This is a genomic window from Actinoplanes campanulatus, from assembly GCF_014647795.1.
Classification (GTDB): domain Bacteria; phylum Actinomycetota; class Actinomycetes; order Mycobacteriales; family Micromonosporaceae; genus Actinoplanes; species Actinoplanes campanulatus.
Window position 1 is genome coordinate 23,099 of the sequence record NZ_BMPW01000041.1, and the last position, 20,913, is coordinate 44,011.

At 71.0% G+C, this 20,913-nt stretch carries 21 protein-coding genes and 1 riboswitch; of the genes, 9 read left to right on the top strand and 12 right to left on the bottom strand.

The window, feature by feature from the left end; translation table 11 throughout:
• Position 1: 1 nt before the first annotated feature.
• Together IEZ13_RS44205 and IEZ13_RS44210 are read left to right on the top strand one after the other, a co-directional pair.
• Positions 2 to 1,153, top strand: coding sequence for a sensor histidine kinase (locus IEZ13_RS44205; RefSeq protein ID WP_183227856.1), 1,152 nt, complete (start codon positions 2 to 4; stop codon positions 1,151 to 1,153).
• Complete coding sequence (locus tag IEZ13_RS44210) at positions 1,150 to 1,755, top strand: response regulator transcription factor (RefSeq protein WP_183227855.1); 606 nt, start codon at positions 1,150 to 1,152, stop codon at positions 1,753 to 1,755. Before IEZ13_RS44205 ends, IEZ13_RS44210 begins: the two co-directional genes overlap by 4 nt.
• A 102-nt stretch (positions 1,756 to 1,857) precedes the next feature.
• On the opposite strand, the gene IEZ13_RS44215 is transcribed toward IEZ13_RS44210, so the two are convergent.
• The 8 genes from IEZ13_RS44215 to IEZ13_RS44250 all read right to left on the bottom strand — a co-directional run bounded on the left by IEZ13_RS44215 (position 1,858) and on the right by IEZ13_RS44250 (position 8,740).
• Positions 1,858 to 2,409 (bottom strand): phospholipase, encoded by a 552-nt coding sequence (locus IEZ13_RS44215; protein ID WP_183227854.1) that lies wholly within the window; start codon positions 2,407 to 2,409, stop codon positions 1,858 to 1,860.
• A 316-nt stretch (positions 2,410 to 2,725) separates the two neighbouring features.
• A complete protein-coding gene (locus IEZ13_RS44220) occupies positions 2,726 to 3,388 on the bottom strand; it encodes a hypothetical protein (RefSeq protein WP_183227853.1) in 663 nt (220 codons plus the stop codon).
• A 123-nt stretch (positions 3,389 to 3,511) separates the two neighbouring features.
• Positions 3,512 to 4,933, bottom strand: coding sequence for an MATE family efflux transporter (locus tag IEZ13_RS44225; protein ID WP_268240211.1), 1,422 nt, complete (start codon positions 4,931 to 4,933; stop codon positions 3,512 to 3,514).
• Complete coding sequence (locus IEZ13_RS44230) at positions 4,876 to 5,871, bottom strand: phosphotransferase family protein (RefSeq protein WP_183227852.1); 996 nt, start codon at positions 5,869 to 5,871, stop codon at positions 4,876 to 4,878. Before IEZ13_RS44230 ends, IEZ13_RS44225 begins: the two co-directional genes overlap by 58 nt.
• Positions 5,872 to 5,957: 86 nt before the next feature.
• Positions 5,958 to 6,611: a class I SAM-dependent methyltransferase gene (locus IEZ13_RS44235; protein ID WP_183227851.1), complete on the bottom strand. Its 654-nt coding sequence runs from the start codon at positions 6,609 to 6,611 to the stop codon at positions 5,958 to 5,960.
• Positions 6,608 to 7,096, bottom strand: a complete 489-nt coding sequence (locus IEZ13_RS44240; RefSeq protein ID WP_183227850.1) for a peptide deformylase — start codon at positions 7,094 to 7,096, stop codon at positions 6,608 to 6,610. The genes IEZ13_RS44235 and IEZ13_RS44240 overlap by 4 nt, the downstream gene beginning before the upstream one ends.
• A 21-nt stretch (positions 7,097 to 7,117) precedes the next feature.
• Positions 7,118 to 7,642, bottom strand: a complete 525-nt coding sequence (locus IEZ13_RS44245; protein ID WP_183227849.1) for a SigE family RNA polymerase sigma factor — start codon at positions 7,640 to 7,642, stop codon at positions 7,118 to 7,120.
• A 177-nt stretch (positions 7,643 to 7,819) separates the two neighbouring features.
• Complete coding sequence (locus IEZ13_RS44250; RefSeq protein WP_372441962.1) at positions 7,820 to 8,740, bottom strand: chorismate-binding protein; 921 nt, start codon at positions 8,738 to 8,740, stop codon at positions 7,820 to 7,822.
• Between the two features lie 398 nt (positions 8,741 to 9,138).
• Between IEZ13_RS44250 and IEZ13_RS44255 the strand changes: the two genes are divergently transcribed.
• Positions 9,139 to 9,339, top strand: a complete 201-nt coding sequence (locus tag IEZ13_RS44255) for a DUF5999 family protein (protein WP_183227848.1) — start codon at positions 9,139 to 9,141, stop codon at positions 9,337 to 9,339.
• Positions 9,340 to 9,434: 95 nt separating this feature from the next.
• Here the strand turns inward: IEZ13_RS44255 and gcvP are convergent, their stop codons facing one another.
• Positions 9,435 to 12,275, bottom strand: a complete 2,841-nt coding sequence (gcvP, locus tag IEZ13_RS44260) for an aminomethyl-transferring glycine dehydrogenase (RefSeq protein WP_183227847.1) — start codon at positions 12,273 to 12,275, stop codon at positions 9,435 to 9,437.
• 77 nt (positions 12,276 to 12,352) lie between these two features.
• A riboswitch (glycine riboswitch) is annotated at positions 12,353 to 12,436 on the bottom strand.
• Positions 12,437 to 12,452: 16 nt separating this feature from the next.
• Here gcvP and mgrA point away from each other — a divergent pair.
• The 6 genes from mgrA (at position 12,453) to IEZ13_RS44290 (ending at position 18,364) form a co-directional block, all read left to right on the top strand.
• Positions 12,453 to 13,481 carry an L-glyceraldehyde 3-phosphate reductase gene (gene mgrA / locus IEZ13_RS44265; protein WP_183227846.1) on the top strand — a complete coding sequence of 343 codons (1,029 nt, stop codon included), beginning with the start codon at positions 12,453 to 12,455 and terminating at the stop codon, positions 13,479 to 13,481.
• A gap of 17 nt (positions 13,482 to 13,498) precedes the next feature.
• A complete protein-coding gene (locus tag IEZ13_RS44270) occupies positions 13,499 to 14,170 on the top strand; it encodes a nucleotidyltransferase domain-containing protein (protein WP_183227845.1) in 672 nt (223 codons plus the stop codon).
• Between the two features lie 3 nt (positions 14,171 to 14,173).
• Complete coding sequence (locus IEZ13_RS44275) at positions 14,174 to 14,962, top strand: nucleotidyltransferase domain-containing protein (RefSeq protein WP_183227844.1); 789 nt, start codon at positions 14,174 to 14,176, stop codon at positions 14,960 to 14,962.
• A gap of 80 nt (positions 14,963 to 15,042) precedes the next feature.
• Complete coding sequence (locus IEZ13_RS44280; protein ID WP_183227843.1) at positions 15,043 to 16,050, top strand: aldo/keto reductase; 1,008 nt, start codon at positions 15,043 to 15,045, stop codon at positions 16,048 to 16,050.
• Positions 16,047 to 16,625 (top strand): pentapeptide repeat-containing protein, encoded by a 579-nt coding sequence (locus IEZ13_RS44285; RefSeq protein ID WP_183227842.1) that lies wholly within the window; start codon positions 16,047 to 16,049, stop codon positions 16,623 to 16,625. Before IEZ13_RS44280 ends, IEZ13_RS44285 begins: the two co-directional genes overlap by 4 nt.
• Positions 16,626 to 16,684: 59 nt before the next feature.
• Positions 16,685 to 18,364, top strand: a complete 1,680-nt coding sequence (locus IEZ13_RS44290) for a polysaccharide deacetylase family protein (protein ID WP_183227841.1) — start codon at positions 16,685 to 16,687, stop codon at positions 18,362 to 18,364.
• Here the strand turns inward: IEZ13_RS44290 and IEZ13_RS44295 are convergent.
• From IEZ13_RS44295 to IEZ13_RS44305, 3 genes are all read right to left on the bottom strand, one after another.
• A complete protein-coding gene (locus IEZ13_RS44295) occupies positions 18,354 to 18,836 on the bottom strand; it encodes a DUF6193 family natural product biosynthesis protein (RefSeq protein ID WP_189285786.1) in 483 nt (160 codons plus the stop codon). The genes IEZ13_RS44290 and IEZ13_RS44295 overlap by 11 nt on opposite strands.
• A gap of 225 nt (positions 18,837 to 19,061) precedes the next feature.
• Positions 19,062 to 19,727 (bottom strand): hypothetical protein, encoded by a 666-nt coding sequence (locus tag IEZ13_RS44300; RefSeq protein WP_183227839.1) that lies wholly within the window; start codon positions 19,725 to 19,727, stop codon positions 19,062 to 19,064.
• A 228-nt stretch (positions 19,728 to 19,955) separates the two neighbouring features.
• Positions 19,956 to 20,765, bottom strand: coding sequence for a metal-dependent hydrolase (locus IEZ13_RS44305; protein WP_183227838.1), 810 nt, complete (start codon positions 20,763 to 20,765; stop codon positions 19,956 to 19,958).
• Positions 20,766 to 20,913 lie beyond the last annotated feature (148 nt).

Below are 20,913 nucleotides of genomic sequence, written 5' to 3' on the forward strand. Positions count from 1 at the left end.
CATGTCCGGTTCCCCTACCGAGCCCGTCGACCGCAGCGGGCGGCGTCGCGGCCTGGTGCTCGTGGCCGTCCACACCGCATGGCTGTGGCTCCTGCTGCCGGCCGCCGCCGCGGTCACGGACGGCCGGGTGCACCCGGTGCCGCCCGCCGCCGCCGGACTGGTCGTCTTCGTGCTGCTCTACCTGGCTCTCGTGGCCGTGCCCGTCGCGGCGCTGCCGGTGCGACCGGCGGCGCACCACGCCGGGCTGGCCCTGCTCGCCCTGCTCGGCATCGGCCTGGCCACCGCCTACGCCGCCGACTCCGACGGCTGGCTGGCCCCGCTGTTGTACGTGTGCTCGGCCGGCGCGATCGGCCTCACCCGGCCGGCCTGGGCGTTCGCCTGGGCCGGTGGCAGCGTCGGCGCCGTCCTGCTGATCGGCGCCGTCCACCGGCTGCCCGCCGGCGACATCACTCCCACCGCGCTGATCACCGCCCTGGCCGGCACCTCGGCCATCGCGTTCGTGCACTTCGTCAGGCTGGTCGGGGAACTTCGCCGTACCCAGCGCGAACTGGCCAGGACGATCGTGGAACGCGAGCGGCTCCGCTTCGCCCAGGACCTGCACGACCTGCTGGGCCACACCTTGTCGTTGATCGTGGTGAAAGCCGAGGTGGTCCGCCGCCTCACGGTGACCGACCCGCAGCGCGCCGCCGCCGAAGCCGCCGAGATCGAGGGCATCGGCCGCACCGCCCTCACCGAGGTCCGCGAAGCCGTCACCGGATACCGCGGTCACGACTTCAGCCGCGAGCTGACCAACGCCCGCACGGTCCTGGCCGACATCGGCATCGACGTCACCGTGACCGAGGACGGAAACCCCCTCGGCGCCGCAGCCGACGACACCTTCCGCTGGGTGCTCCGCGAAGCGGTGACCAACCTCCTGCGCCACAGCCGGGCCACCCGCTGCGACATCACGGTCAGCACGGACGCGCGCGGATCGGCACTGACCATCAGCGACAACGGTGTCGGCGGCCGGCCCGAACCGGGCACCGGCCTGCGCGGCCTCACCGAACGACTCGAACAGACCGGCGGCACCCTGCACCTCGGCGCCACACCCGGCGGCGGCCTACGACTCACCGCCCGCATCCCCGCCACCCTGCCGGCAGCGGTGACCGGATGATCCGGCTGCTGCTGGCCGAGGACCAGGGCATGATGCGCAGCGCCCTGGCCCTGCTGCTCGACCTCGAACCCGACATCGAGGTGGTTGCCCAAGCCGGCACGACCGCCGAGGCCCTCGACGCCGCCCTGCGCGTCCGCCCCGACGTGGCACTGCTCGACATCGAGATGCCCGACGGCAGCGGCCTCGACACCGCGGCGACATTGCGCGACAAGCTGCCCGGCTGCCGGGTGCTGATCCTCACCACCTTCGGCCGGCCCGGCTATCTGCGCCGGGCCATGGAAGCCAGCGCGACCGGTTTCCTGGTCAAGGACGGCCCGGTCGAGGAGTTGGCCGCAGCGGTCCGCCGAGTTCTCGCCGGTGAACGAGTCATCGACGCGGCGCTGGCCGCAGCTGCCCTGTCAGCCGGGCCCAACCCCCTCAGCGACCGCGAGCGCGACGTCCTGCACGCGGCAGTGGACGGCGCCACGGTCGCGGACATCGCCGGCCGCCTGCACCTGTCCGAGAGCACGGTGCGCAATTATCTGTCTGCCGCGATCGGCAAGACCAGCACCCGCAACCGTATCGAGGCGGCACACCGGGCCAGATCGAACGGCTGGATCTGAAGGCATCCGAGCTGCACGGCAACCGGGGACTCGTGACATGGCCGACACGCCATGAAGATCGCCTGGACGGGGCAGCGCTCCCCCGTCCAGGCGGATCACCACTCAGCCGGCGGTCGCCGCGGCCTTCAGTTCGGCGGCCGCCGCCAGGTCCTCCTCGGACACCGCGGCGAGGGAGCCGAAGATGGAGACTGCTTCGTAGTAGGTCCAGGCCAGGCTGTAGCAGGCCGGCCGGACGACCGCCGTATAGGTGGCGCACTTGCGCTTGAGGTCCTCGTAGAACGAGGAGTCGATGCGGCTCTTGTTCGCGCTGAAGGCGCCCACCGCCTTGTAGTTGCGGTAGCCGAAGTCGTGCCGCCAGCAGGAGAGCTTGAAGTCGAAGCCGAGCGGGTTGTCCGGGCTGGCGGAGCAGTAGTCGGTGCTCCAGTCGAAGGCGTACGCCGACCAGGCGCCCTGGTTCTGCCGGGCGGCACTCCAACTGTTGTAGCTGGAGGCGCTGGTTTGGGTGAACGACGAGAGGGCGGCCAGCTTTTCGGCAGGGGTCACGGCGAACGCCGGACCGGAGCCGAGGAGAACGGTCAGGGCGGCGAAGGCCGCGACGAGCAGTGAGCGGACGGTGGCGCGCCGGGTGGGCGCGAGGCCGGTGTGTGTGGACATCCGGTGCTCCTTCGAACGGCCCGTCTCGGTGGAGAGAGGCTGCCGGTGGGCGCTCGGGTGACGGTGAGGTTACTCACGAGTCACCCGAACGATCACTAAGTTTGAGCGCCCGACCTGACCGAAAGGCCATGGCAATATTTCAGTTCATCAATCCCTGGGAAAACAGGCGATCCCGGCACAGCCCTGTCCACACGTGCACCCGCCGACCACGGCTGACGGCTAGCCGGCTGGCGGCGCCGGCCAGGGGGTTCCGGTCGCGGCGTCCCAGCGGAGTACCACGGTTCCGTCGACGCTGAACAGGGTGGCCGTTCGCCGATCACGGCGGCGGTGACGGCGACGACAGGACGGCGGTGGCCGTTGAGCGGCGGGGCTCCGGGCCGAGCAGCCGTTTCCGCCCGGTGACGACGCCCAGGCCGAACGCGTCACAGAACGGCAGCATCATGTCGTGCCGCTGCTCCCGCAGGGCATGGTCGGCCCGCTGCCGTCGCGAGAAGACGGCCAGAAGGCGGCCGTTGTCCGGCTGGTGGAACCGGAGAGCGCAGTCGCCGGCGAGGGCCACGACGGGCCCGTCCGGGCCGGCGAGCACACCGATCTCCGATGCGCGGGCCCGCACGAACGGCCAGGCGATCCCGCGCCATCGCGGTTCGTGGGCGCCGGCTCCGGCCTCCGCGAGCAGCCGGGCCGCGAAGGGCCCGGCCGCCGGCACCAGCCGGGCCGCTTCCTCGAGGGCGTCGCGATGGCCGAGCAGCGCGACGCGTACCGCGTCGATCTGTTCGTCGAGTTCGGCGCCGGTGGCGTCGTGCCGGTCGATCGGCGCGTAGACCAGATCCGCGACCGTCTCGACGGCCCGTCTCGTGACGGCGTCGGACGGCCGGGAGGCGGCGAGCCGGGCGAGGAAGCTGATCACCGGCGCCGCGGCGAGTAGGCCGTCCCACGGCGCCTGCTCGATGCCGTCCCGCCGCGGGCCCCATCCACCCACATGATCATCATGGCGGTCCGCGGAGAAGAGAGGGCGGCCCGGCCGCCGGGCCGCCGTCGATGAGCGGGCCGATGCCCGTGATGCACCGCGATCCCGGCCCGGCCAGGAACGCGACCTTCAAGATCAAAAGCTGCTCCGGTACGGGTGAGGCCGCGGAATCGACCGATCGAGGCGCAGCAGGAGCAGCGCCACCACCGCGCAGGTGATGTCCCCCGCGGCGAGGCTCGTCCAGATGCCGGCAAGGCCGGTCCGGCTGACCACGATCACCAGCGGCGCCTTGATGAGTAGCAGGCTGCCGACCGAGAGCAGGTAGGACGGGGCGGTCCGGCCCAGCGACTGGAAATAGGCGGACACCAGCGGGGTGACGCCGGCGGCCGCGATGCCGACGGCGAGGATCCTCAGGGCGTGTTCGGCGGCCGGGGCGATCGCCGGGTCGTCGACGAAGACCGCGACCAGCGGCCCGGCGAAGGCGATCAGCACCGCGGCGGCGGTCACGCCGTAGCCGATCGTGGCGCGCAGGGCCACGGTACGGGCGCGGGCGACCCGGCCGGGCAGGCCGCGGCCGGCGTTGAAGCCGACGATCGGTTGCAGGCCCTGGCTGATGCCCAGCTGCGGCATCATGACGAACGTCTGGATCCGGGAGCAGACGGCGTAGGCGGCCAGCGCGACGGTCCCGGCCGCGCCGGCAAGGATGTTGTTGACCAGCACGGCGAGCAGGGTGGCGCCGAAACCGGCCAGGAACGACGGGGCGCCGACACCCAGCAGGGCCGCGATCGTCGGCCGGTGCGGGCGCAGGTCCCGGGCGGTGATCCGGTAGGGGCGGTGGCGCCGGCCGAAGAAGAACCACAGGCCCATCAGCGCCGACACCGCCTGCCCGCCGACGGTGCCCAGCGCGGCGCCGCGTACGCCCAGGTCGAAGACGAAGATGAGCAGCGGGTCGAGGGTGATCTGCACGAGAACCGGGATGAGCCACAGCATCGTGGCGTACCGCATCCGGCCTTCGGCCCGGACCAGGCTGGAGAAGCCGGTCGAGACCAGAGCGCCGCACAGCAGGATCGCGGTGTAGGCGCGGGTGTCGTCGCGGGCGCCGGCTTCGGCGCCGAGAGCGGTGATCAGCGGGTCGAGGGTGGCGAGTCCGGCGATGGTGATCGTGGCGGCGGTCAGCCAGAACAGGGTGAAGGCGTTGCCGGCGGCCCGTGCCGCCACGGCGGTGTCGCCGGCGCCGAGACTCCGCGACACCAGCGACGCGCCGCCCGCGCCGACGGTGGCCGACACCGCGCCGAGGACCAGCAGGACCGGTGCGGCCAGGTTGACCGCGGCCATCGCGTCCGGGCCGACGCCACGGGCGACGAACCAGGCGTTGGTGAGCGCGTAGATGCCGTAGACGCCGACCGACAGGGTGGTCTGCGAGCAGGTGTGCCACAGCAGCCGCCCGATCGAGCGGCTGCCGAGCGCCGCGGTGCTGTCGGCCGCCGTGGCGACCGGTCTCAGTGCCCGGCCTGACGGAACAGGCGCATGACCTCGCCCAGCCGCTCGCGCGCCCAGTCGTACTGGTGGGTGTCGGTGTGCCCGCGATAGTTCGTCTCGATGATCATGATGAGGACCAGGTAGAGGGTGTAGAGCCGGCGGCGCCGCCGTTCGGTGGTGGTGAGCTCGCGATGGCCGTAGCCGCGCATGAACGCGGTGGAGTCGCCGAACGCGGGCAGGTCGATGGCGGTGAACCCGGCTTCCATCAGCGGGTCGCCGTAGAAGGCGCGCTCGTGGTCGATGATCGCGATGATCTTCCCGTCGCGGATCATGACGTTGCTGTCCCACAGGTCCCATTCGACGAACCGGGGTTCGGTCACCTCGTCCAGACAGTCCTGGCTGTCCGCGATCACCTGCCGGATCAGGTCGTAGTCGTAGCCGATGTCGACGTTGCGGCGTTCGCCGTCGGCGAGCACGTCGCCGATCATGCGGGTGAAGCAGTGCCGCCAGGTCGGGTCGCCGGGTCCGGCGAGCGGGCCGAACGCCGTACCCCGAATGCTGTTGAGCTCGCGATTGGCGGCGCCGAGCGCCTCGTTGTAGGTGTCGCGTTCGGCCGGGGTGAGGGTGTCCCTGACGATGCCGAAGTTGTCGGCGTCGATGTAGGGCATGAGGAACCAGTCGGCGTCGCAGAGTTCGTGGCTGCGGTCGGCGTAGTCGACGTGCGGCACCGGCACGGTGGTCTGCTCGGCGATGAGCCGCAGCGAGGCCAGTTCGATGCCCATCGCGCCGTGTTCGTAGGTCATGACCTCGATGTGCGGCGGCGGTGCGATCTTCAGGACGACCTGGGCGCCGCCGCGCAGCCGGATCCGGTAGGCGACGTTGAACCAGCCGTGGCCGAGTTCGCTGCACCACTCGGCGCTGTCCGCGGGCATCGGCACCTCGTCCGGGCCGTAGGCGCGGGCGATCATCGCGCGCAGAGTGTCCGGGCTCTGCCGGTTCTTGGTGATGCTCTCCATGGCGGGACCCTCATCGACGAGACGGTGAACGGTTCGCACGGTAGCCGAGAGAGCGCTCTCTATCCAGCGGAGCCGCTGCCCAGCGGTCATCGGGTGAAGAGGGCCTGCCAGCGGGTCGGCAGGGTGGTTCCCACCGCCTCCACCTGGGTGATCGAAATCGGCCGCAGCCCGTCGGCCGCGAAGCCGTCGATCTCGGCCCGGCTGAGCGGCCACGGCGGCCCCGACCCGTCGCTGTCCACCCGGCCGGTGGCCGCCGCGAGCACGACCAGCAGCCCACCGGGCGCCACGAACGTGCCGGCCACGGCGATCGCCCGGGCCCGGATCTCAGTCGGCAGGGCCTGTACGTTGTTGCTCTCCAGAACCAGGTCGAACCCGTGCCGCCAGGCAGCGGGCGGATCGAGCAGGTCGGCGACGACGTAGTCGACGGGGCTCGACGGATGCCGGGCACGGGCCAGGTCGATGGCGGTGGCCGAGATGTCGAAAGCGGTCACCGCATATCCCAGTTCGCCCAGGTACTCGGCGTCCCGGCCGGGGCCGCAGCCGACCACCAGGGCACGCCGCCCGACCCCGTCGGGCAGGTCGAGCGCCCGCAGGTGGGTGCTCGGCGCGGCCACGTCCCAGGGCACTTCGGCCCGCCCGTCACGCGCTTGGGCGTACAGATGCTCGAACCAGCCGGTGGGGTCGCCGGCCGCGAGTGAGGCGGCGGCCAGGCGCCGGGCGTCGGCGGCGGAGGCCGTCATCGGGGAACCACGCGCCGCAGCTCGCGCAGGGCCTGGCGGCGCACGTCGCCGGTGAGGGTGTCGATGTAGAGGCGCCCGTCGAGGTGGTCGGTCTCGTGCTGGAGTGCCCGGGCCAGGAAGCCGGCGCCCTCGATGACGAGTGGTTCGCCGTGCTGGTCGAAGCCGTGGCAGACGACGGATTCGGAGCGGCGGGTCTCGAAGCCCATGCCGGGCAGCGACAGGCAGCCCTCCTCGTCGGTCTGCTCGCCGGCGAAGTCGCTGAGCACCGGATTGACCACGTGGCCGACCCGGCCGCCGACGTTGTACGAGAACACCCGCAGGCCGACGCCGATCTGTGGGGCGGCGACGCCGGCGCGGCCGGGTTCGCGGACGGTGTCCTCCAGGTCCTGAACGAGTTCGCGCAGTGCCGCGTCGAAGGTGGTGACGTGGTCGGCGGGTGTGCGCAGAACCGGGTCACCGAAGAGCCGAATAGGCCTGACTGTCATGCCCCAGAGGCTATCTGGTCGTTACGTGAAAAGGACGGGCCGGTCGTTGACCAGCATCTGCCGGAGTTTGATGAGCGACCGCCGGGTCTGGCTCTTGACCACGGTGACGGGCACTCCGAGTTCCTGGGCGACCTGTTCCACGCTGTGGTCGGCGAAGTAGCGCAGCATGACGATGGCCCGGTCGCGGGCGGGCAGGCGGGCGAGCGCGTCGAGCATGGTGAGCCGCAGTTCGGGGCTCATCGAGTAGGCGGGTTCGCGCAGTTCGCCGGGGACGGCCTCGGTGGAGCTGCGGCGGCGCCGGTGGTCGAGGTAGGCGCGCAGGAGCACGCGCTGGGCGTACGCGATGAGGTTGTCGCTGTCGACGGCCCGGTCCCAGCTGAGGAACAGCTTGGTGAGGGTGGTCTGGGTGAGGTCCTGGGCCAGGTGCCAGTCCCGGCACAGCTGGAAGGCGCTGCTGTGCAGCCGGGCCGTGCTGGCGTGGGCGAATCCCGCGAAGTCCACCCGGAGGTGGATGCCGGAGACCGGTGGATCAAGGGTGTCGAGCATGACCGCGATGTCGCCTCTCTGCAGCCACCACGGCACTTCCTTGTGCCATTGTGGACCGCCTCGGTGCCGCGCGTGCGTCAAATTACGCGCTCAGCCCCCTTCTGTGGGGGCGGATGCCGACAGTGGCACGCAATAGGTAGAGGCGGCTCGGAGAGAGCTGGGAGGAGACTGTGGGGGTCACACGCCGCGCAGGGCGGCCCGCAGCGGTCCCGCCTTGGCGGCGGCTTCGGCGACCTCGTCGGCCGGATCGCTGTCGATGGTGATGCCGCCGCCGGCCCAGGCGTGGACGCGGCGGCCGTCGACGGCGACGGTGCGGATGCTCAGGCCGAGATCGAGGTGGTCGTGGCCGAGCCAGCCGAGGGCGCCCATGCTGACGCCGCGGCCGACCGGTTCGAGGGCGGCGATCTGGGCGAGGGCGGCGAGTTTGGGGGCGCCGGTGACGCTGCCGCCGGGGCAGACGGCCCGCAGCAGGGCGGCCAGGTCCACATCGCCGTCGAGCGGGGCGGAGACGACGGATTCGGCCTGCCAGAGACCCACCCATCGGCGTACGGCGAACAGCTCGTCCACCCGCACCGGCCCGGTCCCGGGCAGCCGGGCGAGGTCGTTGCGTTCCAGGTCGACGATCATGACGTGCTCGGCGCGTTCCTTGGTGGAGGCGAGCAGTTCGCCGCGGCCGGCGTCGGTGGCGGGGCGGGTGCCCTTGATCGGGCGGGTGATGACCCGGCCGTCGCGGACCTCGACGAGGGTTTCCGGGGAGGCGGTGGCCATGGCCCAGCCGTCGCCGGCCAGGACGCCGCCGTAGCGGGCGCCGGGCAGTGCGGCGACGCGGCGCAGCGCGGGCCCGGGGTCCCCGGTGTACGGCGCTGACGCGTGCCCGACGACGTTGACCTGATAGACGTCGCCACGGGCGATGGCGGCCCGGACCTCCTCGACGGCGTGGGCGTGGTCGGCGCGGCTCCAGCTGTCCCGCCAGGGGCCGAGCGACCATCCCTTAGAAGGGGAAAAATCCGTCTGAGAGGTGGAATGTCGGTATACAACAGCGTAAACGTCGGGAATGCTGGGCACTGGCGAGGGGGCGCCGACCACTCCCCCGGCCATCACGCATCCGGCATCCGCCGACACGTAGAGTGCTGCCCCGCAAGTTGCACCATCGCCGATCGTCTTATTTTTGTCACCCGTTCGGCCAAGGTTCCGCACCGGTAGGCCGTTGCCGTCGAGGAACGCGGCCAGAAGCTCGGCAGGGTCACCGGGATCACCCCGATGCCATCGAAAAGCGCTCAACACGTCATGACGTGCACCGCAGTCCGCCGGAGCGCCCGGCGGCGCCCCGAACGGAGGTAGCGGAGAGTGGTCAACAACGCCGCCGCCGTGGAATATCGGAGCCGAGGACGCGGACACGGACGCCGTCACCGGGTTGAACCGCTGTCGTTCGATGTGAGGTAACGTTCGTCACCGCGTTTGTGAACCTTCACACAACCCCCAACGGAGATCCACCGATGTGCCAGCACCTGAACCCATGTCCCCCCGCCGACGCTACCGACCGTGAGGCCGCACTCATCATCGCGACTTTCCGGGAGCAGGGCTGGAGTCTGCTCTGCAACGGCGTCATCATCTTCGAGGACACCGGCGAGCTGCTGCCGGACGGCACCATGATCGAGCCGCACCGCGGCCCGGCGGTGCACGCCCTGGCGGCGTGACCCATCACCGAACACGCGACGCAGCGTAATCAATCGATGACTACGAAGGCGACGCAGGCCGCGATCAAGGGCGACCGCGACCTGCGCGACTGAGATCAGTCCTCGAACGCCTCGGGCGACGGGCACGAGCAGACCAGGTTCCGGTCTCCGAAGGCCCCGTCGATCCGGCGCACCGGCGGCCAGTACTTCGCCGTCCGGTCCACGCCCGCCGGGAAACCGGCCACGGAGCGTGAATACGGGTGAGTCCACTCGTCCGCCGTCACCGCCGACGCCGTGTGCGGCGCGTTGGCCAGCGGATTGTCGTCCTTCGGCCACACCCCGGCCGCGACCTGGTCGATCTCACCCTTGATGGCGATCATCGCGGCGATGAAGCGATCCAGCTCCGCCAGATCCTCGCTCTCGGTCGGCTCGACCATGAGCGTGCCGGCCACCGGGAACGACATGGTCGGCGCGTGGAAGCCGTAGTCGATCAGCCGCTTGGCCACGTCGTCCACCGAGACACCGGTCGCCTTGGTGATCGGGCGCACATCGAGAATGCACTCGTGCGCGACCAGGCCGTGCTCGCCCGCGTACAGCACCGGGTAGTGCTCGCGCAGCCGCGCCGCCACATAGTTGGCCGCCAGCACCGCCGACGCGGTCGCCGCCGCGAGACCGTCCGGGCCCATCATCCGGATGTACGCCCACGAGATCGGCAGGATCCCCGCCGAACCGTGCGCCGCCGCCGAGACGGCGTGGTGATCGCCCTGCTGCAACGGATCCCCGGGCAGGAACTCCGCGAGGTGCGCGCCGACCGCGACCGGGCCCACGCCGGGACCGCCGCCGCCGTGCGGGATGCAGAACGTCTTGTGCAGATTCAGGTGCGACACGTCCGCCCCGAACCTTCCCGGCCGCGCGTAGCCGACCAGCGCGTTCAGGTTGGCGCCGTCCACATACACCTGGCCGCCCGCCTCGTGCACCTTGGCGCACAGGTCGGCGATGCCGGTCTCGTAGACGCCGTGGGTGGACGGGTAGGTCACCATGATCGCCGAGAGCGCGTCACGGTGCTTCTCGATCTTGGCGTCCAGGTCGGCCAGGTCGACGTTGCCGTCCGCGTCACACGCGACCACGACCACGCGCATGCCGGCCATCACGGCGCTTGCCGCGTTGGTGCCGTGCGCGCTCGACGGGATGAGGCACACGTCCCGGTGGGCCTCGCCGCGGGAACGGTGGTAGCCGCGGATGGCGAGCAGGCCGGCCAGCTCACCCTGGGAGCCGGCGTTCGGCTGGACGCTGACCGCGTCGTAGCCGGTGATCTCGGCGAGCCATTTCTCCAGCTGGGCGACGAGATGCTCGTACCCTGCGACCTGCAGTTTCGGCGCGAACGGGTGGATGTCGGCGAACTCCGGCCAGGTGACCGCCTCCATCTCGGTGGTGGCGTTCAGCTTCATCGTGCACGAGCCCAGCGGGATCATGCCGCGGTCCAGCGCGTAGTCCCGGTCCGACAGTCTGCGCAGGTAGCGCAGCATGCTGGTCTCGGAGTGGTGGGTGTTGAACACCGGGTGGGCCAGGTAGTCGCCGGTGCGCTCCAGTTCGGCCGGAATCGAGCGGCCGGCGGAAACAGGCTCTTCACACACGTAGGCACCCGCGACGGCCACCCCGAACGCGTCCCAGACCCGCTGCACCTCGGAGGCGGTGGTGGTCTCGTCGCAGGAGACCGACACGTGGTCGGCATCGACGAGGCGCAGGTCGATGCCGTACTTGGCGGCCGCGGCCAGGACGGCCTCGGCCTTGCCGGGGACGTGGGCGAGCACGGTGTCGAAGAAGTGCTCGTGCACCACTGTCACGCCGTCGACGGTGCGCAGGCCGGCGGCCACGCGGGCGGCGTGCTGGTGAGTGCGGGCCGCGATGGCGCGCAGCCCGGCCGGGCCGTGGTAGACCGCGTACATGCTGGCCATGACGGCGAGCAGCACCTGCGCGGTACAGATGTTGCTGGTCGCCTTCTCCCGGCGGATGTGCTGCTCACGGGTCTGCAGCGCCAGCCGGTAGGCCTGATCGCCGTCGGCGTCCTTCGAGACGCCGACCAGACGCCCGGGCAGGGACCGCTCCAGGCCGTTGCGCACCGCCAGGTAACCGGCGTGCGGGCCACCGAACCCCAGCGGTACGCCGAAGCGCTGCGTGGTGCCGGCCGCGATGTCGGCGCCGATGTCCCCGGGCGAGCGCAGCAGGGTCAGCGCCAGCAGGTCGGCGGCGACCGTGACCAGGGCGCCCTTGGCGTGGGCGGCCTCGACCAGGGCCGCGTGGTCGCGGACCTTCCCGGAGGCGCCCGGGTATTGCAGGTGCAGCCCGAAACAGTCCTCCGGCAGCTCCGCGCCGCCGTCGAGGTCCACGAGGTGGATGACGATGCCGAGCGGTTCGGCACGGGTCCGCAGCACCGACAGGGTCTGCGGGAACGTGTCGGCGTCCACCGCGTACACGTTGCTCTTGGTCTTGGAGGCGCGGCGCGCGAGGGTCATCGCCTCGGCGACCGCCGTGGCCTCGTCGAGCATCGACGCGTTGGCCGTGGTCATCCCGGTCAGGTCGGTGACCATGGTCTGGAAGTTGAGCAGCGCCTCCAGGCGGCCCTGGCTGATCTCCGGCTGGTACGGCGTGTAGGCCGTGTACCACGCCGGGTTCTCCAGCACGTTCCGCTTGATCACCGCCGGGGTGACCGTGCCGTAGTAGCCGAGGCCGATCATCGGGGTCGCCACCACGTTGCGCCCCGCGATGCCGCGCAGCTCGGCGATCGCCTGCTCCTCGGAGATCCCGGCCGGCAGGTCGAGGGATCCGTCGAACCGGATGGACGAGGGGATCGCGGCGTCCATCAGCTCCTCGACCGAGCCGTACCCGACCGCCTTGAGCATGTGGGACTGCTCGTCCGGGCCGGGGCCGATGTGCCGGGAAACGAACGGGGACGTCATGGGCGACTCCAGAGCGTGAGAAGGTCGAGGATCAACCTCCCCCTCTGTCATACCCACACCGCGGCATTTCAGAGTCGCCTGCCCACGCGGTCCTTGTGCCTGAAAGTTTCCGGGGAGGAGTTGCCTCTTCGGCGCCCTAAGGTCTCTCCCGCGTGCACCCCCAACCTACCAGCGCACATGGGTGGGAGCGGGAGCCCTAGGGTGTTCGATGTGACGTACTTCCCTGCCGCCGACCGCTACCGCGAGATGATCTACCGCCGTGCTGGTCGCAGTGGCCTCAAGCTTCCCGCCATCAGCCTCGGCCTCTGGCACAACTTCGGTGACTCCCGCCCCATCGACCGTCAGCGCGCCATCGTCCGCCGCGCCTTCGACCTCGGGGTCACCCACTTCGACCTGGCCAACAACTACGGGCCGCCGCCGGGCAGCGCGGAGACGAACTTCGGCGCCATCCTCAACACGGATCTCAAGCACCACCGCGACGAGCTGGTCATCTCGTCGAAGGCCGGCTACACCATGTGGGACGGCCCGTACGGCGACTGGGGCTCCCGCAAGTACCTGGTCTCGTCGCTGGACCAGTCGCTGAAGCGGATGGGCCTCGACTACGTCGACGTCTTCTACCACCACCGGCCCGACCCGGAGACCCCGCTCGAGGAGACGATGACCGCCCTGGACGCCATCGTGCGCTCCGGCAAGGCGCTCTACGTCGGCATCAGCAACTACCGGTCCGAGCAGGCCGCGCAGGCCGCCGACCTGCTGCGCGAGCTGGGCACGCCGCTGCTGATCCACCAGCCGTCCTACTCGATCCTGAACCGGTGGATCGAGCACGACCGGCTGCTCGACACCCTCGATGCGGCCGGGGCCGGGTGCATCGCGTTCAGCCCGCTCCAGCAGGGTCTGCTCACCGACCGATACCTGACCGGCATCCCGAACGACTCGCGGATCCGCACCAGCGTGTTCCTCGACGAGAGCGCCCTGGACAACCAGACGCTGGCGCGGCTGCACACGCTCGACGACATCGCGAAGCGGCGCGGGCAGTCGCTGGCCCAGATGGCGCTGGCGTGGGCGCTGCGCGACGAGCGGATGACCAGCCTGATCATCGGCGCGTCCAGCGTCGAGCAGCTGGAGAACAACGTCGCCGCCCTCGGCAGGATCGGCTTCGACCAGAGTGAGCTGGACGAAATCGACGCGACGGTGCTCGACCTGTAGACGTACGCTCCGGGCTCATGATCGAGCTCGTGCAACGGCACACGGCCCTCGCGGTCGTGGTCGGCTCCCGTGCCTATGGACTTCACCGGCCGGATTCCGACCACGACCGGCGGGGTGTGTTCGTGGCGCCGACCCGCGCCTTCTGGTCCCTCGACAAGCCGCCCACCCATCTGGACGGGCCGGCCGAGGAGCAGTTCTCGTGGGAGATCGAGCGGTTCTGCACGCTGGCGATGCAGGGCAACCCGACGGTGCTCGAGGTGCTGTGGTCGCCCCTCATAACGGACAGAACCGTCGACGGTGACGCCCTCCTCGCGGTAAGGACAGCCTTCCTCTCCACCAGGGTGGCCGACACCTACGGCAGCTATGCGCGGGACCAGCTCGCCAAGGTGGCGTCCCGGCACGCCCGAACGGGGGAGATCAACTTCAAGCAGGCGATGCATATGATCCGCCTGCTTCTCGCCGGGGCGCACGTGCTGCGTACCGGGGAGATCCTGGTCGACGTCACCCACCTGCGCGGCGAACTGCTCGCCGTGCGTAACGGCGACGTGCCGTGGCCGGACGTGGCCGCCTGGGCCGAGCGCTTGCAGGCCGACCTCAGCGTTGCGGCGGCCGGCACCGCGCTGCCGGAGAAGCCGGACCGCGACCGCATCGATCGGGTGCTCGTGGGCGTACGCGAAAGGAATCTGTAGACCGTGACCGTCGATGTCCCGTCGTGGGCCGGCGAGGCCGCCGCCACGCTGCCCTATCCCCTGCTCTTCGCCACCGTGAGCGGGGCGCACCTCTACGGTTTCGCGTCGGTCGACTCGGATCTGGACCTGCGGGCCGCGCACGTGCTGCCGCCCGAGGAGGTGGTCGGCCTGCGAACAGGACCGGACACGCTCCAGAACAGCGGCGTCCGCGACGGCGTGGAGCTCGACGTGGTCAGCCACGATCTGCTGAAGTTCGCGCGGCTGCTCAACAGCCGCAACGGATACGTGCTGGAGCAACTGCTGTCGCCGCTCGTGGTACTGACCTCGGACGTGCACGCCGAGCTGATCTCCCTGGCCACGGGCATGATCACCAGCAATCACGCGCACCACTACCTGGGCTTCGCGGCCACCCAGGAGCGGCTCTACCACAAGACCGGGCATCTCAAGCCGGCGCTCTACACGCTGCGGGTGCTGCTCACCGGCATCCATCTGATGCGCACCGGCGAGCTGGAGACCGATCTGGGCATTCTCGGTCAGCGGCTGGCCTACGTGCCGGAACTGATCGCCGTCAAGCGCGAGGCCGAGCACGGACCCATGCCGGCGCGGGCGGCGGCCCATCTGGCCGCGGACGTCCCGGCGCTGCGCGCCGAGCTCGAAGAAGCCCGGGACCAGAGCAAACTTCCGGGGTACGCGGAAGCGAGCGCCGTGGCGGCCCTGCACGATCTCGTGGTGCGCACCCGGCTCGCTCAGTCCCCGGCGTCGATGGTGAGCAGCTCCCCCGGCTCGTCGTAGCCGTCCCGGTACCCATCGACCGCAGCACGATGATCACTCTACGGTTGCCGTGCGCAGGCCGTACTGGAAGGATTTCGGGGATGGAGTACCGGAATGTCGGGGGCAGCGGGCTTCGGGTCAGCGAGCTGTGCCTCGGGACGATGACCTTCGGCAACGAGTCGGACGAGCAGGCCTCGCACGCCATCCTGGACCGTTACGTGGAGGCGGGCGGCAACTTCGTCGACACCGCCGACGTGTACGCGGGCGGCGCCTCCGAGGAGATCATCGGCCGCTGGCTGGCCACCCGGCAGCGGGATTCCCTGGTGGTGGCGACCAAGGCGTTCTGGTTCACCGGTGACGGCCCCAACGACAACGGCGCGGGCCGCAAGCACCTGATCGCGGCGGTGCACGCCAGCCTGCGCAGGCTGCGGACCGACTACATCGACCTCTACCAGCTGCACTGTTTCGACGAGACGACCCCGATCGAGGAGACGCTGTCGACGCTGGACCAGCTGGTGCGCTCCGGGCTGGTGCGGCATCTCGGCGTCAGCAACTACGCGGCCTGGCAGTTGCAGAAGTCGGTGGACGTGGCCCGGTTCCGTGGGTGGGAGCCGTTCGTGGCCGCGCAGCCGCTCTACAACCTCATCGACCGGGAGATCGAGACCGAGCTGGTGCCGGTCTGCCGCAACGAGGGCGTCGGGATCATCCCGTGGTCGCCGATGCGGGGCGGCTGGCTGACCGGCAAGTACCGGCGTGGCATGACGGCGGCGCCGGCCGGCACCCGGTGGGAGGGCGACAAGCAGCCCTGGCTCGGCAACTGGCAGGACAGCGTCGACGAGCGCACCTGGCGGGTCACCGACGCCCTGATCGCGGTGGCCGAGGAGTCCGGGCGCACGCCCGCTCAGGTGGCGCTGCGGTGGCTGCTGCAACGGCCCGGGGTGACCGCGCCGATCGTCGGCGCCCGCACCGCGGAGCAGCTCGGCGACAACCTGGGCGCGACCGGGTGGGCGCTGGACGACAAGCAGCTGGAGCGGCTGACCGCCGCCGGTGATCAGCCGCTGCCGTACCCGCACGCCTACCTGGCCGGGTCCCCGCGGCGGCGCTCGTGAAGGTGATCACCACCCGGGACTGGGACGCCGGCGCCGGTAGGGAGCGACGGCACGAGGGCGTCCAGTTCTCCGCGCTGGACCTGTGCGAGACCGACGTGGAGGGCGTCGAGTTCTCCGGGTGCGTCTTCCGCGACGCCCGGTTCAACTGCTCCCGGCACACCGACGTCGCGTTCCTGAACTGCCGGTTCGTGAACTGCAACTTCTTCGACGCCACGTTCACCAACTGCAAGGCGGTGGGCAGCTCCTTCGAGGGGTGCGCGTTCGACCTGACCACGGTCGACGGCGGTGACTGGTCGTTCATCACGCTGCCCCGGGCCGACCTGGGCAGCGCCACCTTCACCGGCGTCCGGATGCGGGAGGCCGACCTGACCGGGATCCGTTGCCGCAACGGGACGATGCGGGGGCTGGACCTGTCCGCCGCGACCCTGACCGGCGGCGACTTCACCGGCTGCGACCTGCGCGGGACGGACCTGCACGCGTTCGACCCGCGGGCGCTCCAGCTACGGGACGCGGTGATCACCGCGGACCAGGCGGTGGTCATCGCGATGGGCCTGGGCCTGCAGATCCGCGAGTAGGCTACGCTCCAAAATCGACCAACGCCGATCTCTGTGCCCAATTTGGGAGCGCTCCCGGAATGAGATTACTCGCCGCAGCCATGCTGATCACCGCCACCGTCGCCGTACCCGCCCCGGCCGTCGCCACCCCGGCCTGCCCCGGCTACGTCGGCCTGACCTTCGACGACGGCCCCACCCCCGGCAACACCGCCGCCCTGCTCCACGCCCTGAAACGCGCCGGATTACGGGCCACCATGTTCAACACCGGACAGAACGTCGAGGCCAACCCCGAACTGGCCCGCGCCCAGGTCGCCGCCGGCATGTGGCTCGGCAACCACAGCTGGGACCACCCGTTCATGACCCAGCTCCCCGAGGCCGAACAGGCGTCCCAGATCTCCCGCACCCAGGACACCATCCGCAAGGTCACCGGCGTGACGCCCACCCTGTTCCGGCCGCCCTACCTGGACACGAACGACGCGCTGCGGGCCGTCGAACGTCGCTTCGGCCTCACCGAGATCAACACCGACGTCGACTCCCGCGACTGGGACAACGCCTCGGTCGAGCAGATCCTCGCCAGCGTCGACAAGCTCTCCGACGGCGACGTCATCCTGATGCACGACTGGCCGCCGAACACGGTCGCCGCCATCCCCGCCATCGCCGCCGCCCTGCGCGCCCGCGGCCTCTGCTCCGGCAAGATCTCCCCGGTCACCGGCCGGGCCGTCGCGCCGGGCGCCCGGGCGCTCACCCACGTGCACACCCCCGGCCGGATCGAGGACCGCGGCACCGACACCCGCTACACCTGGCCCGGCGTCTACTTCGAAGGCCGCTTCCGCGGCGACGCGATCGGCGTCGTCCTCGACGACGCGGTCAACGACTACGAGCTGCAAGTCGACGATCAGGCTCCGGTCACCCTGGTCACTCCGGGAAGAACAACCCATTGGGTACGCGGACTCGCGCGCGGCACACACACCGTGCGGATCGCCAAACGTACCGAGAGCCCGTGGACGCCCGGCCAGTTCGGCGGCTTCGTGACCGGCCCCGGCGGCGCACTGCTCACCGAACCCGCCGCCCGCGGCCGCCAGATCGAGTTCATCGGCGACTCCTGGACCGCCGGCTACGGCAACTCCTCGGCCGGGCGCGACTGCTCCACCACCGGCGGCGTCGACCGCAACTCCAACGCCGACCAGGCCTTCGGCGCGCTGACCGCCCGTACCCTGCGCGCCGACTACCAGCTCAACGCCTGGTCCGGGATGGGCATGGTCCGCAACTACGACGGCTCCAACCCGGCCGTCGACTACCGCACCTACTACGACCGGGCCCTCCAGGCCGCCGACACCGCCGCATGGCAGCGGCCGCGCACGTGGAAGCCGCAGGTCGTGGTGATCGGGCTCGGCATCAACGACTTCTCCACCGCCCTGCACCCGGGCGAGCGCTGGGCCGACGAGGCCGCCCTGGCCGCCGACTACCAGGCCGCCTACTCCGGCTTCCTCGACGAACTCCGGGACCGGTACGGCCCGCACACCCAGCTCGTGCTGACCTACCCGTCGATGTGGAACACCACCGCCCTGGCCACCTCGGTCGAGACGATCGTCGCCCAGCGTACGGCCGGTGGCGACCGCCGGGTCAGCGCGCTGCACTACGACAACGACGCGCTCGGGCTCGACCTGCTCGGCTGCGACTGGCACCCGTCCGCCCACGACCACCGCCAGCTGGCCGGCGCACTCACCGCCCACCTGAGGAGCCTGCCGATCAGGTGGTGAGATCCGGCAGGCTGGCGAGCACGATCCGCAGCGCGCCCGCCGCGTCGGTCTCGTCATGCGTCCGGCCGTCCCGGGTGTGAACCCGGAAACGGCCGGACGTCCCCACCGGCTCCACCACCGGCCCATTTCGGCCGACATGGAGAGAGAAGTGGCTGGTCGAGGGCTCCAGCGCACGTAGCTCCGGCACATCGAAGGCCAGTTCGACGAACGGGGCCAACCGGTCCGCCACCGAGTCCGCACAGTGGTTCTCGTAGAGCCACAGCCACCGCGTCTCTCCACGGTCGCCGCGCTCACGCGCCTCCGCGAGCGCCACCGACCCGAGAAACGGCCAGGCCGCGGCGACCGGGCCGGGCCGTTCCCCGGACAGCCACCGGTCCGCCGCCGCGGCCGCGACCGCCAGATCCGGCGCGAAGCCCTGCAACCGGGTTGCCGACCCGTCCCTGAGCGCCAGGTAGAGCGGGCGTCGCCTCATGGAAGCCCTCAACAGATCCGCGCTCCGGTCGCCGACGGCCACGGTGGCGTGCCAATGCGGATCGGCGACGTCCCGCTCACGAACCAGCCGCGGGATCCCGGCCCGATCGAATTCGGCCTGCCAAGCTTCTCTCGCCGTCGTCACCGGTCCAGAGTGCCACCGACTCGATCGTGAACGCCGCCACCGATCCACGGCGTCAGCTGAGGCTCCCGCCGGCGCCGGATGTCAGTCGAGAGCAGGCAGGGTGGACGGTCCGTTGTCGACGAGGGCATAGGTGGTGGCCAGTGGCGCGTCGCCCAGTTCCTCGGCGATCACCCCGTACCGGTCGGAGAGCTGGAGGAACGCGTCCCCGTTGCGGATCGAGTAGATAGGCCGGCCCTCGCCGTCCTTCTTGCCCACCGGCTCGACCGTGAACAGCTGACCGGCCCGGCTCGTGTCACAGGCGGCAACCACCACGGTCAGCGGGTTGCTCCCGTTACCCTTGATCCCCAGGCAGGACGGCTCACCGCCGGCGCCCGCCTTCGCCGTCTTGATCAGGTACTTCCCGTTGTGCGGGGTGAACACGAACAGGCTGTGCTCCGCCTCGCCGTCCGTGGTGGTCAGCTTGCCCTTCTCCAGCACGACGATCGATTCGGAAGTCTCGATCGGCTTGATCACGACCTGCCGTTTACCCGCCAGGATCGGGTCCCCGCCCGCGGTGCCGCCGGCCGCGGTGGCGGACGGCTCGGCGTCGACGGTCGCCGACGCGGAGGCCGGCACCGGAGTGGCCGATGCCGGGGCGGCCGCCTGCGTGGCGGGCTCCTCGACCGGCTCTGAACCGTTTGAACAGGCCTGCTGGGTCAGAGCCAGCATGGCGACGACGGCGACCGTGGAGATGTTCCGGCGCAGCAAGGCGTTCCCTTCGTTGATCGGACGTGTTCGATCCTGGTGTACCCGCGTTTCCGGCAAATCCCTGTTTCGTGCCGTCCACGGAACGATCAGGACACGTCCCGGAGCCCCGGTTCGGCGAGCCCTCCCGGACGGCCTGGCAGGTATTGGAGCGCCGGTTCGGCGGGCCCTGCCGGCGGCCTGACGGGAATCGGTCGCCCGGCGGCGACTGCCCACGCTCCTTCGAGGAGATCAGGACACCGCACCGAGAAGGAGCACCGAGCCGACGCCGAGCGCCACCATCGCCCACACGACGCCGGTCTCGGTGGCTGAGCCGGTGCGGAAGCGCGCCCAGTGCGGCGCTCCGACCGGCGTCCACCGGCAGCCCCGGATGCGCAGCGGCCACCACAGCGGCACCGCCGAGAACGTCAGCGCGTCACCGAGCGCGTGGGCCAGCCAGCCCCAGGCGACGGCGAGACCTACCCACCAGACGGCCGCCCCGGCCGGGATCACCGCCGCCGCCAGGCCCGCGCCCACGCCCCCGACCAGCACCGCGCCGACCGCCGCCGTGAACCGGGGCGCGAACCGCCGGAACCGACCCGGCAGAATCATGTCCCCCACCCTGGCCCGGGTCCGCGGCGACAGGGCGGAGTGCGCGGCCAGCCACACCGACACCCCGATGATCCACAGCGCGGCGGTCCGGCCCGCCCACAGGCTCACCCCGGCGGCGATCAGGCCGGCGACGACCGCGCCGAACGCCGTGTGGGTCACGGCCCGGTGCCCACCGCGCGGCCGGCCGGTCGAACAGTGCCCACACGACGCCGTACGCAGCGCGGCCGCCGCCCGGGAGACCCCGCCGGCCAGCAGCCGGGTCAGATGCCCCACCGAATACGCGATCGTGGACCTCGGATGGTCCACATCCGGAGCCAGCGCCATCCCGGTGGCCACGGCGGCGCCGAACACCACGGCCACCGGCGCGGGCGCCGCACCGGCGGCGGTCAGTGCCGCGCACCCGGCCAGCCAGCCCACTCCCCCGGACAGCGCATGCGACCGGCCCATCATGTTCCCAGCATCGCCGGGCGGCGCAAGGCGGATTGCCATCCGCCCGTAGTGGGCATGTCCAGGAGGAGCACCTGAACCAACCGCATGGGAAGGCAGCCATGACCACCTACGACAGCACTGTCGGTGTCCGGGACGACATCGCCGCCCC